Annotated in this window: 11 protein-coding genes, 1 tRNA gene, 2 pseudogenes and 1 riboswitch; of the genes and pseudogenes, 10 read left to right on the top strand and 4 right to left on the bottom strand. The window is 44.8% G+C overall.

Annotation, left to right across the window (positions count from 1 at the left end):
- The first annotated feature begins 91 nt into the window (after window positions 1–91).
- From ACXHJ2_RS03880 to thiE, 5 genes are all read left to right on the top strand, one after another.
- A complete protein-coding gene (locus ACXHJ2_RS03880; protein WP_165081724.1) occupies window positions 92–1,813 on the top strand; it encodes an NAD-dependent malic enzyme in 1,722 nt (573 codons plus the stop codon).
- Window positions 1,814–1,883: 70 nt separating this feature from the next.
- Window positions 1,884–1,986: riboswitch (TPP riboswitch) on the top strand.
- Window positions 1,987–2,120: 134 nt separating this feature from the next.
- Complete coding sequence (gene tenA / locus ACXHJ2_RS03875) at window positions 2,121–2,810, top strand: thiaminase II (protein WP_013372733.1); 690 nt, start codon at window positions 2,121–2,123, stop codon at window positions 2,808–2,810.
- Between the two features lie 25 nt (window positions 2,811–2,835).
- Complete coding sequence (gene thiM / locus ACXHJ2_RS03870; protein WP_049825493.1) at window positions 2,836–3,681, top strand: hydroxyethylthiazole kinase; 846 nt, start codon at window positions 2,836–2,838, stop codon at window positions 3,679–3,681.
- Window positions 3,678–4,508 (top strand): bifunctional hydroxymethylpyrimidine kinase/phosphomethylpyrimidine kinase, encoded by an 831-nt coding sequence (gene thiD / locus ACXHJ2_RS03865; RefSeq protein ID WP_165081722.1) that lies wholly within the window; start codon window positions 3,678–3,680, stop codon window positions 4,506–4,508. The genes thiM and thiD overlap by 4 nt, the downstream gene beginning before the upstream one ends.
- On the top strand, window positions 4,505–5,194 hold the full coding sequence (gene thiE, locus ACXHJ2_RS03860) for a thiamine phosphate synthase (RefSeq protein ID WP_165081720.1): 690 nt from the start codon (window positions 4,505–4,507) through the stop codon (window positions 5,192–5,194). The genes thiD and thiE overlap by 4 nt, the downstream gene beginning before the upstream one ends.
- Before the next feature lie 272 nt (window positions 5,195–5,466).
- Here thiE and ACXHJ2_RS03855 read toward each other — a convergent pair whose 3' ends face one another.
- Window positions 5,467–5,808 (bottom strand): winged helix-turn-helix transcriptional regulator, encoded by a 342-nt coding sequence (locus ACXHJ2_RS03855; protein ID WP_013372737.1) that lies wholly within the window; start codon window positions 5,806–5,808, stop codon window positions 5,467–5,469.
- 104 nt (window positions 5,809–5,912) lie between these two features.
- On the opposite strand from ACXHJ2_RS03855, the gene ACXHJ2_RS03850 reads away from it, so the two are divergent.
- The gene (locus ACXHJ2_RS03850) at window positions 5,913–6,824 is read left to right on the top strand and encodes an arginase family protein (RefSeq protein WP_165081718.1); all 912 of its coding nucleotides are present in this window, start codon (window positions 5,913–5,915) and stop codon (window positions 6,822–6,824) included.
- Between the two features lie 186 nt (window positions 6,825–7,010).
- Here the strand turns inward: ACXHJ2_RS03850 and ACXHJ2_RS03845 are convergent, their stop codons facing one another.
- Window positions 7,011–7,979 carry a LacI family DNA-binding transcriptional regulator gene (locus ACXHJ2_RS03845; protein WP_165081716.1) on the bottom strand — a complete coding sequence of 323 codons (969 nt, stop codon included), beginning with the start codon at window positions 7,977–7,979 and terminating at the stop codon, window positions 7,011–7,013.
- 187 nt (window positions 7,980–8,166) lie between these two features.
- Between ACXHJ2_RS03845 and ACXHJ2_RS03840 the strand changes: the two genes are divergently transcribed.
- A complete protein-coding gene (locus ACXHJ2_RS03840; protein WP_165081714.1) occupies window positions 8,167–9,516 on the top strand; it encodes a 6-phospho-beta-glucosidase in 1,350 nt (449 codons plus the stop codon).
- 290 nt (window positions 9,517–9,806) lie between these two features.
- Window positions 9,807–10,144 (top strand): annotated as a pseudogene (locus ACXHJ2_RS03835) (IS30 family transposase); the annotation flags it as partial.
- 91 nt (window positions 10,145–10,235) lie between these two features.
- On the opposite strand, the gene ACXHJ2_RS03830 reads toward ACXHJ2_RS03835, so the two are convergent.
- Complete coding sequence (locus ACXHJ2_RS03830; RefSeq protein ID WP_165081712.1) at window positions 10,236–11,138, bottom strand: PhzF family isomerase; 903 nt, start codon at window positions 11,136–11,138, stop codon at window positions 10,236–10,238.
- Window positions 11,139–11,501: 363 nt separating this feature from the next.
- On the opposite strand from ACXHJ2_RS03830, the pseudogene ACXHJ2_RS03825 reads away from it, so the two are divergent.
- Window positions 11,502–11,756 (top strand): annotated as a pseudogene (locus tag ACXHJ2_RS03825) (transposase); the annotation flags it as partial.
- A gap of 208 nt (window positions 11,757–11,964) precedes the next feature.
- On the opposite strand, the gene ACXHJ2_RS03820 reads toward ACXHJ2_RS03825, so the two are convergent.
- A tRNA-Arg gene (locus ACXHJ2_RS03820) sits at window positions 11,965–12,038 on the bottom strand.
- Between the two features lie 174 nt (window positions 12,039–12,212).
- On the opposite strand from ACXHJ2_RS03820, the gene ACXHJ2_RS03815 reads away from it, so the two are divergent.
- Entirely contained in the window at window positions 12,213–12,506 is a 294-nt protein-coding gene (locus tag ACXHJ2_RS03815) for a DUF4870 domain-containing protein (protein ID WP_025678745.1), read from the top strand.
- Window positions 12,507–12,792 lie beyond the last annotated feature (286 nt).

The following is a 12,792-nucleotide window of genomic DNA, read 5'->3' as shown; positions in this document are numbered from 1 at the left end:
GAATAAAACCAATTTGCAGGTCCATACTATGGACAACATGTCATCTTTCATCATGAATAATTATCAAAATACAGGGAAAGAAGGTCTTTTTATGGAAGCATTCCATGTCAATCGTGATGGGTCATTATCTACTCCCTTACGAGGAAAGGACGTGCTAGCAAACCCTCTTTTGAACAAAGGAGTGGCATTTACAGAAGAAGAACGCAAAGAACTGGGCCTGGAAGGAATTCTTCCTCCCACTATCCTTTCATTGGAGAAACAGAGCGTTCGGGCATATCAGCAATTCTTGGCACAACCCACCATGCTGCGTAAAAATGCCTCACTTAACGACCTTCACAATCGAAATATCGTACTCTACTATCGACTGCTAACCGACCATTTGAGTGAAATGCTGCCCGTAGTCTACACACCGACTGTAGGAACCGCCATTCAAGAATACAGCCATGAGTACAACCGCCCTGGGGGCGTATATTTATCGATAGATAATCCGAACGGTATTGGACAGGCGTTTTATAATACCGGTTTGAGTAGTGAGGATGTTGACCTGATCGTCGTGACGGATTCGGAAAGTATTTTGGGGATTGGTGACTGGGGTGTCGGGGGAATTAACATTGCTATTGGCAAACTCGCTGTATATACAGCTGCGGCAGGCATTCACCCCGGGCGGGTGCTGCCCATTGTACTGGATGTCGGCACGAATAACGAGAAGCTGCTGAATGATCCCCTGTATATCGGAAACCGGCACAAACGAGTTCGCGGGGAAGCCTATAATCAATTTATTGATACCTTTATCAGCAAAACGTTAACACAATTCCCGAAGGCGCTTTTGCATTGGGAGGATGTGGGCAGCGTGAACGCACGCCACATTATAGGGAAGTACGGTCAAAACATTCTCACCTTCAATGATGACATCCAAGGCACAGGAGCAGTGACATTAGCTGCGATTGTTTCGGCGGTAGGTGTCACCAAAACTCCGCTACGTGAACAAAAAATACTTGTCTTTGGTCCAGGGGCAGCAGGAATCGGTAACGCCGACCAAATACGGGGTGCAATGATCGAGGACGGGCTTCCTGAAGAAGATTCATTCAAGGCATTTTGGGCCTATGATTATCGTGGACTATTAACAGACGATATGGAAGATGTACTGGATTATCAGAAACCATATGTGCGTAAAAAGGAAGAAATCAGCTCATGGGCCCGATCGGAAGATGATAAAATACCGTTGCTGGAGGTCATTCGTCAGGTAAAACCCACAATCTTGATTGGAACTTCCGGTGTAGCGGGTGCCTTTTCTGAGGAGATTATCAAGGAAATGGCAAAGCATGTGGAACGGCCGATCATTATGCCCATGTCTAATCCTACCAACCTTGCTGAAGCGGTACCTGAAGATTTGATACGGTGGACTGATGGCAAAGCATTGATTGCTACTGGAAGTCCCTTCGACCCCGTCACCTATAACGGTACGAAGTTTGAAATTGGACAGGCGAATAATGCCTTTGTCTTCCCGGGGCTAGGTCTGGGCGCAATTGTGGTCAAGGCCAAAAGAATTACCCCTTCTATGTTTACCGCAGCAGCTGATGCCGTTGCCAACGCCGTAGATTCGAATGAACTTGGCGGTGCACTGCTGCCCCATATCCGAAAATTACGTGATGTTTCGTTCGCGGTTGCGGTTGCGGTAGCGAAGGCTGCAATTCAGGATCAGGTAGCTCAGGCACACATTTCAGATATTGAACAAGCCATTCGGGATGCGATGTGGAAACCGGAATATGTAAGGGTCAAAGCCGTGGAAAGTGTAATCCAGCACCCTCATTAATCCTTGACCGGAATCAAAGCAGTTTGACATAACCTAGGAACGAATGTACAGTATTAGTCAAAAGAATAGGAAAGTCCACTAGGGGAGCCACTATGGCTGAGACAAGAATGAATCTTGGACCCTTTGAACCTGATCTAGTTCGTACTAGCGTAGGAAAGTGGAGCCTTCGTATATAAGGTTTCAAGCGTTTTTTGCGCATTGAACCTATGTTGAAGCCGCTCCAGTTTTCGGGGCGGCTTTTTGGCGTTGTTCCGAGAATTGTATCTTACGGGACTTCTTGTTCTCCATTTTTATTGGAGGTGGGGAAATGAGTTTTTCGCAAGAACTTCGTCGGCAGGCGGATGGCATTTTTCAAGCCATTTATGAGCATCCCTTTGTGAGAGGTATTGCTGAAGGAAATTTAACAAGGGAGCAGCTGATTCACTATGTAAAACAAGACTTTGAATATTTGAACGCCTACATGCGGATTTACGGCATCGCGATCTCCAAAAGCACAAGCCGGGAGGATATGGCTGTATTTAACGAACAGATCTCTTTTATTCTCAACAGCGAGGTTCATCCACATCAAAACTTTTGTGCTATCGCAGGTGTCACCTATGAAGAGATGCAGGGATATCCACTCGCTCCGTCCGCTCATCATTATATCCGCCATATGCTAACAGTCGCACATGAAGGTAGTCTTGGAGAAATCATGGCCGTGCTGCTGCCATGTCCATGGACATATCTTGAGATTGGACGCAGGCTAATGGATGAGGTAAGACCGGACGAGTCTCATCCATTCTATGAATGGATTTGTTTCTATGGAAACCAGATTGAAGATGTAACATCCAAATATCGCGAGCGTGTGGATGCTTGGGCGAATGTCGCCACGGCTGCCGAGCAAGAGCGGATGATTGAGCATTTTATGCTAAGCTGCCAGCTGGAATATATGTTCTGGGATATGGCTTATAAGCAGGAACAATGGCCCGTCCAGATGCGCGCTACGGTCTTGGAATAATCAGTAGAGATGAGAGAGGATAAACATGATGAGTATATGGGAACAAAGTTATTCGGATCTCCTGACAAAGGTACAAAATAGCAACCCCCTCGTTCATAATATAACCAATGTGGTGGTCACCAACTTTACAGCCAACGGCCTGTATGCGCTGGGCGCTTCCCCGGTGATGGCTTATGCACCCGAGGAAGTAGCAGATATGGCAAAAATAGCGGGCGCCGTCGTGTTAAATATCGGTACGCTGAACCGCGAGCTGGTAGATGCCATGATCATTGCTGGACAATCAGCGAATGCTCATGGTGTTCCAGTTCTGCTGGATCCGGTTGGTGCGGGAGCGACGAGCTTTAGAACCGAGTCAGCACTGCGGATCCTAAAAGAAGTAAAAATCTCACTAGTGCGAGGCAATGCAGCCGAAGTCGCCCATCTAATCGGAGAAGTCCGAGAGATTAAAGGGGTAGATGCAGGCAACAGTGCTGACAGCAGTAATGTCGATCTGGCAGTTCGGGCTGCACAAACGCTCCATACTATGGTTGTCATCACTGGAAAAGAGGACGTCATCACCGATGGGGTCGAAGTACGATTGATTAGTGGCGGAGACGCGATGCTTACGAAGGTAACCGGAACAGGCTGCCTGCTGACCTCTGTGTTGGGCGCTTTTGCAGCAGTTGAACCCAACCTGCTGCTCGCAGGTACAGCAGGTTTGGCATTTTACGGTGCAGCAGCTTCCCGAGCCGCAGCGCATACTGCAAAACTGGGGCCAGGCAGCTTCCAGATTGCCTTCCTCGACGAGCTTGCCAAACTACATACTGGTTCGCTGGAGGGGCATGTCACGATCCGTGAAGCTGGAACAACTACAGCAGGTGGTGCGCGATGAGTGACGTGCATGTACCGAGAGCGCTGACGATTGCCGGTTCAGACAGCGGCGGCGGAGCTGGAATTCAAGCCGATCTCAAAACCTTTCAGGAGCTTGGCGTATACGGCATGTCGGCTATTACAGCCATTACGGTACAAAATACCTTGGGAGTTCACGGTGTATATCCGTTGCCACAGGAAGCAACAGCGCAGCAAATCGAAGCTGTAGGATCAGATCTTGGAGTCGATGCCCTGAAGACTGGCATGCTGTTTGACGCGGGCATCATCCGCCTTGTGGCCGAGCAGATTCGAAAGTTCGGCTGGGAAAAGGTTGTCGTCGATCCTGTAATGATTGCCAAAGGGGGCGCAAAGCTGTTGCAACCGGAAGCGGTGCAGGCTTTGAACGACGACCTGCTCCCCTTGGCCCTGGTCGTCACACCAAATATCCCGGAAGCGGAAGCCTTAACCGGGATAAGCATTCGTACGATGAAGGATCGCCGCGAAGCTGCGAAACATATTAGCAGCCTAGGACCCAAGTTCGTTGTGATCAAAGGTGGCCATGATGAGGAGAGCGAAAACAGCGGTCAAGTTGTTGACCTGATCTTTGACGGAACAGCCTTCACCGAGCTGGGCGGCAAGCGGGTGCGAACTGTCCACACACACGGAACAGGATGTACGTTCTCAGCAGCGATTACCGCTGAATTAGGGAAAGGTGTGTCTGTACCGGAAGCTATAGGGAATGGAAGAGCCTTCATTCAGGCGGCGATTGAGGATACGTTGTATCTGGGCCAGGGACACGGTCCAACCAATCATTGGGCCTACCGCCGTCGTCAGGAGATACTCCAATGAGCGGTCGAATATTACCTGAGATCATGCGGCGGCATTTACAGATGTATCTGGTTGTTGGAAGCGTGAACTGCCTCGCGGAACCAAGTCGGGTCGTGCAGGAGGCTCTTGCTGGCGGCACCACCATGATCCAGTTCCGGGAAAAGGGCCGTAGCGCGTTAACAGGGGTTCCTATGTTTGAACTTGCGCGTCAGCTACAAGATCTGTGCCACCACGCTGGTATCCCCTTTATCGTCAATGACGATGTGGAGCTGGCTCTTGAGCTCAACGCCGACGGTGTTCACATCGGTCAGGACGATGAATCGGCTGATTCTGTGCGCGCGCGGATCGGAAACCGAATCCTTGGCGTCTCCGCCCATACGATTGAAGAAGCACGCCGAGCCATCCTGCATGGTGCGGACTATCTCGGTGTCGGCCCCATCTATCCCACCATCTCAAAGGATGATGCTCATGCGGTGCAGGGTCCAGCCATTTTATATGAAATGCGCAAAGCAGGAATTGATCTGCCCATCGTTGGGATCGGAGGTATTACGATAGACCGTGTGGAGGAAGTGGTAGTTGCGGGTGCCGATGGTGTAGCGGTGATTTCGGCCGTGACGCAGGCAGAACAGATTCGAGTTGCTGCAGAGGGATTAAAGAAAAAGGTAGTGCTAAGCATCAAACATCCGGGGATGTCCCAAAAGCTATAAAATGCTATGTACCTTCCTTCACCATTGTCACTTCTATAATTCACGCAAGAGCCTCATTTTCACTAATAAAGTAGAGATGAGGCTCTGTGTTGTACGCTATAAATAAAATAATCGCCATAGTCAAAATATCACATCCCCCAAATGATACTGATTTTTAAGCGTTCCTATCCCCAGTGCACTTGAGCTCGTTGAATACCTGATTAACTATAAATATATGTCAATCGTCTTTTCTAATATTCCTATAACATTCGAAAGCAATTAGAAAACGAAACTTAATTATATTGATTTTTGGTTCCCCATTCACATAACCCTTCCAAAACAGGCAATAGTGTTTCCGCTTTTTCTGTGAGACTGTACTCAACTTTAGGTGGAACTTGGGGATACTCTTTCCGATTCACCAGACCATCCGCTTCCAATTCTTTTAGCTGTGAACTCAATGTTTTGTATGTAATAGCTCCGATTTGTCTTTTCAGATCATTAAAGCGAACCACTTGGTTTTCGGCCAGAAGATAAATAATAACCATTTTCCATTTACCACCAATAACTGACACTGTATAACCAAAAGGTGTATCTTCAATATTTTTAACTTTACCTTTAAATTCAGCCATACTCATATTCACACTATCCTTTCGGGTAGTACCTATCAAATTAGTGCGTACTACGTTTTTATTTGCGTTCAGTTTATACTAACCGTAATTTGAAGTAAAGGAGAGAAAATATGACTAGAACAATACGCCTCTTAATGCCGCAATGGCAAGGAGGAAACAATCCTAACTACTCTTTTGGAGCTGAACTGCTGGCTTGGCTAGCCCCAGACAATGATCAACCCCTTATTCATGTTCCGGTTCAAGCTTATGATGGAACTCCGCTTGACAACGAGAACGGTATGAATGGGAGAAAACAGCTACTTGAACAATTAGAGGCTGCTCAACATATCATTGACGCTCATAAGCCAGATCGCATTGTAATGTTTGGTGGTGACTGCTTAGTCGAACAAGCCCCGTTTGCCTATTTGAACGAACGATACGGTGGAGAATTAGGGCTAATTTGGATCGATGCTCACAGTGATTTAGTTAGATATGTGGGCTATGATAACGGACATACATTACCACTTGGGAATCTGTTGGGAGAAGGAGATGAGGAGTTTGCAAAACATGTGAAAGTTCCTCTTAAGCCTGAAAATGTCTTTATCGCTGGATTAGCGGCTCCTACAGAAGAAGAGACAAAAGCATTTTCAGAAACATTTCAAAAACTAGGTGTTACTACTATAGAAACAGATGCTGAAGTAATTCAAAGATTAGGGATTCGAACTGCTGGAACCAAAGAGTTAACGATCAGTACCGAATCAATAAAAGAGTGGATTACAGAAAGCGGCATCAAACACCTGGCGATTCACCTTGATTTAGATGTACTTGATCCAAAATCATTTCGTTCTTTATTATTCGCCAACCCTGAAGCTCCCTATAATCTTTCTCCTGCGGGAACCATGCAAATACCTCAACTACTTCATCTGATTAAAGAACTAGCTGAAGAAACCGATGTAGTTGGGTTAGGTATAACCGAGCATATGCCGTGGGATGCTATTAATTTAAAGAATCTGCTTGGAGAAATACCTATTTTAAATAATTAATTCTACTTACGATCTGTGCATTTATTCTGACGTTAATTTCGTAATGGAATTATGAGAGACCGATGAATTAGAGTACGTGCAAAGAAGGACTCCTCTGGAATTTATTCTATTATGGAGTCCCTTTTTTTATTTACTAATCCCTGAATAGCACACCGATAACCACAGCGAAAAAGAATAACCAGGATATTAGGTGGTCGCTCGCTCTACTAATTTGAATTCCAAAGGATGTAATTCTTCATGAACCCCCTCAAGGGCATTTCGAATCATGATGAATGCATTTTCCGCTTGTTTGTCAATCGGGTAATGAATGGTGGTTAAATCAAGAAAATGCGAAATTTCGATGTTATCAAAGCCCACCACTGCAACATCACTTGGTACAGAAACACCGAGCCTACGTGCTTCAGTCAAAAGCCCTGCAGCCAAATAATCGGTAGAACAAGCGAAGGCATCAGGCTTGTTGGGCTGTTCGCTCCACCAGTGAGCAATTTGTTCACCCGCTTCCATTGAATTTAAATCATAAAAATGCGGGAAGGCATCAGCGTTCAAATCATATTTTTTGCAAAAATCATGATAAGCCCGTATGCGCTCCTTCGTATTCAGTCCCCTCATATTCCCGTATACATTCACAATGCTGCGGTAGCCTCTGGCATACAGATGCTCCAGCGCAAGCATGTACCCCTGATACTGATCCATAAATACAGACGGGATTGCATCAATGTTTACACGCTGCCACGTCACAATTGGACCATATTTGGTATAGTGTTCAATCACGCTCCATTCATTGACGCGAATCATACAGACCAAGGCGTCCAGTTGCTTTCTCCGCAGCATTTCCAGTGCTTCAAGCTCCCGCTCCTTCTCTCCATTCGTAATAAATAGTGCCATATTAAAACCATGCTCCTGAGCATAGGTTGTAAATCCACGCACAAATGAACCCAATGAATCATTAAAAGAAATTGAAATAATTCCTATGAGCTTGGTCATGCCCTTTTTCAATGAAACCGCATTCAAATTAGGTACATAATCCAGTCGGTCTATGACCTCCTGTACACGCTGCCTTGTCGGTTCACTTACGTACGGATGGTTATTAATGACACGGGACACCGTTGCCGAGGATACGCCCGCCAGCTTTGCAATTTCATGAATATTTGCCACATTTCTCACCTCGTTCTTTCTATTTTAGCATGTTCGTGTTTAGCATGTTCGTGGTCCCGTCCCTACAATTGTCACCTTCCCCAAATAAGTTTTTTAAAAGCGCTTGACCTGTAATGCATTACAGGGATTACAGTGAATTTGAGCTTAAGAAAGCGGTTTTAAAAAACATACTCAGGAGGCACTAACCATGAAAAAAGGCATAAAGATCGCAACCATTGGCGGAGGCTCCAGCTATACACCAGAATTAGTAGAAGGCTTTATCAAACGCTATGCAGAGCTTCCCATTCGGGAATTATGGCTGGTAGATATTGAGGCAGGACGCGAAAAGCTGGAGATCGTGGGGGCCATGGCCCAACGGATGGTGAAGGCCGCAGGCATTGATTGTGAAGTACATTTGACACTGGATCGTCGGGAAGCCTTGAAGGGTGCCGATTTTGTCACAACACAATTTCGGGTAGGCTTGCTGGAAGCCCGGATTAAGGACGAAAGTATTCCGTTAAAACACGGCATGATCGGTCAAGAAACTAATGGGGCTGGCGGGATGTTCAAAGCTTTTCGTACCATACCCATTATCCTCAGTATCGTTGAAGATATGAAAGAACTGTGTCCGAATGCATGGTTGATTAACTTCACCAACCCTGCGGGTATGGTCACCGAAGCGGTACTTCGTTATGGTAAGTGGGATAAAGTCATCGGATTATGTAATGTTCCAATCGGCGCGATCAAGAGTGCATCGGCTGTACTGGACAAATCGGAAGAAGAGCTGTTCTTTAAATTTGCAGGAATTAACCACCTTCATTGGCACAAAGTTTATGACAAAACAGGGGCCGAATTAACAGAGCAAGTCATTGAAGGACTGTACGCTCCAGGCGCAAAGCCAGAGAAGGTCGTTGAAAATATTAAGAACATGCGCTTCCTGTACGATCAGGTTCGTCAATTGAAAATGCTGCCTTGTCCTTACCATCGGTATTACTACATGACCGATAACATGCTTAAGGAAGAATTAGAGGAAGCCAAAAACGAAGGAACTCGGGGACAAGTGGTCAAACGTCTGGAAGAAAGTCTGTTTGAACTGTATAAAGATCCGAATTTGGATTACAAACCAGAGGAACTATCCAAACGCGGCGGTGCGCATTACAGCGATGCTGCCTGTGAGATCATTAATTCCATTTATAACAACAAAGGCACATTGATGGTAGTTAGTACACGTAACAATGGTGCGATTGATGATGTTCCTTATGATAGCGCCATCGAAGTGACCAGTGTCATTCGCGCCCACGGTGCCGAACCTGTCAACTTTGGCAAATTCCCACCTGCACAGCGGGGCTTGCTGCAAGTGATGAAGGCAATGGAAGAACTGACAATTGAAGCGGCGGTCACCGGTGACTATGCAACAGCACTGCAAGCCTTCACCCTGAATCCGCTCGTACCAAGCGGGGATATCGCCCAAACCGTACTGGATGAATTGCTGGAAGCACACAAAGAGCATTTGCCTCAATTCTTTGCTCATAAGGAGAAGGCGACGGCGACGGTATAAAGCTAGCAGCAATCATCCTGCTGGAACACAAAAAAGCTTCCTACATGCATGTAGGAAGCTTTTTGCTATACGTCCCAGGAGTACTTGCTAGGACGTTGGTGTTATTGGGTTTGTCAAATTTATATGTAGAGGATGTGTAGAATACCTTAATTTTATAATTCCACATTTAAAGCCACCTAGTGTTACTAATATCATAAAACCTTATTATTTCAACATTAATAGGCTTTTTGACTGTTAAAGATGCTCTTATAAATAAAGGTTCAATCTTTATTGGGAACAGTAGCTTCAAACCTGCTACGATTTGCCAAGAGCTCCGCCGGAATAATGGGTCAGGGGGGTCTTACCGTGCTGAGACATCTCAGAAGAGTTATGTCCAGCGACGTCGGGCTTCAATTTCTGTAGGCAAATGGACGCCAGAGCTTGCTGGCATCATCGAAGACAAGCTTCAAGCGACCTGGTCTCCTGAGCAACGTCACCGTCAAGAAGGACAGCTTAAAACGATCTATCGCTGGCTGTTCTCAGGCACAAAGGCAAGCGTCAGAATCCCTCTGAGACACGGGGGAAGTATGGTGTGGGCAAGTCGATTTTCCAGCATCCGAAAGAAGTACGTTCACGTAAGTGTCTGGGCTGGAGAACCGCTCACGAATCCTTTTCAGAGGAACTGTCGCACTTGGCTTGACAATCCGTCATTAAGCTTATTGATAAATTTGTTAGACTTTTTAAAGTATGATCTCCGCTGAAAAAGCAATAACCGCTTTCCCCGTAATTTGAACTAATACGGGTTTTCCCTGTTCCTTTTTCACATGAACATGCATTGTTCCCTCTCTTTTGATTGCCTCACCTTGTAAAATATCAAAATCAAAAGACTGCTCATTCTCATTTTGCAAAATGTTATAGTGTACCAAATAGGCTCCAAGCGGTCCGTTTGCATTTCCTGTCACCGGGTCTTCAGCTATTCCAATTGCAGGAGCAAACATTCTTCCGTGAACCAATATATCCTCTTGTGGATTTAATGTAAAAACATAATATCCATTACATCCAATATGCTTGCTGATTTCTGTAAGCTTCTGCAAATCAGGTTTTAAACTATGTAGTATTTCATTGGAGTAAATCGGAACCATTACCTTAGAATGACCTGTTGAAGATATCGCAACTGGATATTCCATGCAAATATCTTTACAAGAAATACCTAACGCATTTGCAATCTGACTTCTTATTTCATCATTTAGAGGCTCTGATACAGAAGGTTCTCCCTGTGTCATTACAATAGAATAGTCATCTTCATGCTTTATAACATCAACAGGCAATATACCTGCTTTTGTTTTCTGAATAATTCTTCCAGTTTCAACTTTTCTCTCAATTGCATAAACATAATGTGCTGCTACTGTTGCATGACCACAAATTGGAACCTCTGTTGTTGGAGTAAAAAATCTTACTCCAACATCATAATTTGAAGAATTTGTTTCAAAAATAAATGCAGTTTCCGAATTATTTAATTCTCTTGCAATTCTCTGCATCTGCTCATCTGTAAGTCCATTTGCATTTGGAACAACCCCAGCAGGGTTTCCATGAAATCTATTTTTTGTAAATGAGTCTACTTGATATATTCTATATTTTTTCATAATTTCGCCTCTATAAATACTAGTTTGTCTGTCTGTTAAAACTGATATTAACATACTTTTTAGGCAGTTTCACTTAAATTAAAAGATATAATATGGCACTTTAATGAAAACGAACTGATCCTTATTATAGAATCGCGCTCTTTTATGGAAGATTGTTATTAAACTAAAGCCGCAGTTAGCTGAAATGGTCTTCTCAATCCTTATCTAAAAATGGAAAAAATCTTTTATGATTATAGATACTTTTAGATTCTGCCACGCCTGTTGAGTAACTCAATTCATAAAACAAGAGGTGCACTGAAGAAGAACGTGCTGAATCTGAATCAGCCATTCAACAGGTGGCGAACCCATTGGGATGAGTTCGCTACCTTTTTTAAATACCCGCTAGAGATTCGCAGACTCATCTACACCACCAAAAGGATTGAGAGCTACCATCGCCAACTTCTTAAGGTGACGAAAGGAAGAAGCATCCTTCCTACCGATGAAGCCTTACTTAATTTGCTCTATCTGGCTACCATCGACGTCACTCGAAAATGGACAGGTCGTGTCCAACACTGAGGCCAAATGTTGCTCCAGATGTCGGTCTTTTTCCCCGATCGGGTCGGTCAACACTTGCGATAAATCGCTACTTCTCCCTCGGGGGAATCTGTGCCTAAAAGAGTTTTCATAAAACTTTTGACAGACCCTCCTTTTCAGAGGAACTGTCCCACTTAGCTTGACAATCCGTAATATAAAAAAAAGGGATTCTGCATCAGTGACCGAAGCCCTGACCGAAGCCCTAATTTCTCACAAATCCATTTATATCAACGGTTTGTGACTGATTTAATTACGTCCCAGGAGGGATTCGAACCCCCGACCGACGGCTTAGAAGGCCGTTGCTCTATCCAGCTGAGCTACTGGGACAAAATGATAATTCATAAAACCTTATGTATTCAGTGCATTAATGATTATATCACATTTTGGGCAACTGTCAAAAGCATTTTTTCATTATACAGGAAAGCAGGCTGCAAAAGGAATCATTTGGACGCTAACGGGGTATTATGTACAAAGAACGACGCCAAAAAGGAGGGGTTATCCGTGAAAGGCCTTTTGTCTTCACTTTGTTATTTTAGCATTTTTTTCGCACCTTTTCTGGTACCGGTCATTGTGTGGATTGCAGTCCGGGACGAATATGTTCAGGGACACGCGAAAAAAGCCATTTTATCGCACATTTTCCCCATTATTGCGGCGATTCCGCTAGTGTATTTTATTATCACTGCCAATCATGCAGGTTCAGTTATCGGGTTTGTACTGCTATTTGTAGTGGTCTATCTCGGCGTTTTTGTTTATAACATCTACAAAGGGATCATGACGCTGCGTGAAGCGGCCTAATTCTAAAAGAAGCCTCCCATATTCGCAAATCTGACGAATACGGAGGCTTCTTTGGGATCAACTTTGATGAGTTGCTTTAGTTCACTGGTAGCTTATTTATTCCCAAAGCGTTTAGGACTTCTGCGTACTTCATGTCTTACGTTTTTCTCCAGCACTTCTTCCGCGAACTCATTGTTATGAATATAACTGCTGCCTTTGTTTTTCTTATACTTCGCTTTGCCGTCTATGATTTCCCCCTCCTTTCACGCTGATCCGGCGATGGCGCCGGTGCCCAAATCAACAAAAG

Source organism: Paenibacillus sp. ALE3 (assembly GCF_054113405.1).
This window is presented reverse-complemented; position numbering and strand designations above follow the sequence as displayed.

Excerpts from the sequence above, each read along its gene's own strand:
- ACXHJ2_RS03880 (WP_165081724.1), top strand. The coding sequence starts at position 92 with ATGGAAGCATTCCATGTCAATCGTGATGGGTCATTATCTACTCCCTTA.
- tenA (WP_013372733.1), top strand. The coding sequence starts at position 2,121 with ATGAGTTTTTCGCAAGAACTTCGTCGGCAGGCGGATGGCATTTTTCAA.
- thiM (WP_049825493.1), top strand. The coding sequence starts at position 2,836 with ATGATGAGTATATGGGAACAAAGTTATTCGGATCTCCTGACAAAGGTA.
- thiD (WP_165081722.1), top strand. The coding sequence starts at position 3,678 with ATGAGTGACGTGCATGTACCGAGAGCGCTGACGATTGCCGGTTCAGAC.
- thiE (WP_165081720.1), top strand. The coding sequence starts at position 4,505 with ATGAGCGGTCGAATATTACCTGAGATCATGCGGCGGCATTTACAGATG.
- ACXHJ2_RS03855 (WP_013372737.1), bottom strand. The coding sequence starts at position 5,808 with ATGAGTATGGCTGAATTTAAAGGTAAAGTTAAAAATATTGAAGATACA.
- ACXHJ2_RS03850 (WP_165081718.1), top strand. The coding sequence starts at position 5,913 with ATGACTAGAACAATACGCCTCTTAATGCCGCAATGGCAAGGAGGAAAC.
- ACXHJ2_RS03840 (WP_165081714.1), top strand. The coding sequence starts at position 8,167 with ATGAAAAAAGGCATAAAGATCGCAACCATTGGCGGAGGCTCCAGCTAT.
- ACXHJ2_RS03830 (WP_165081712.1), bottom strand. The coding sequence starts at position 11,138 with ATGAAAAAATATAGAATATATCAAGTAGACTCATTTACAAAAAATAGA.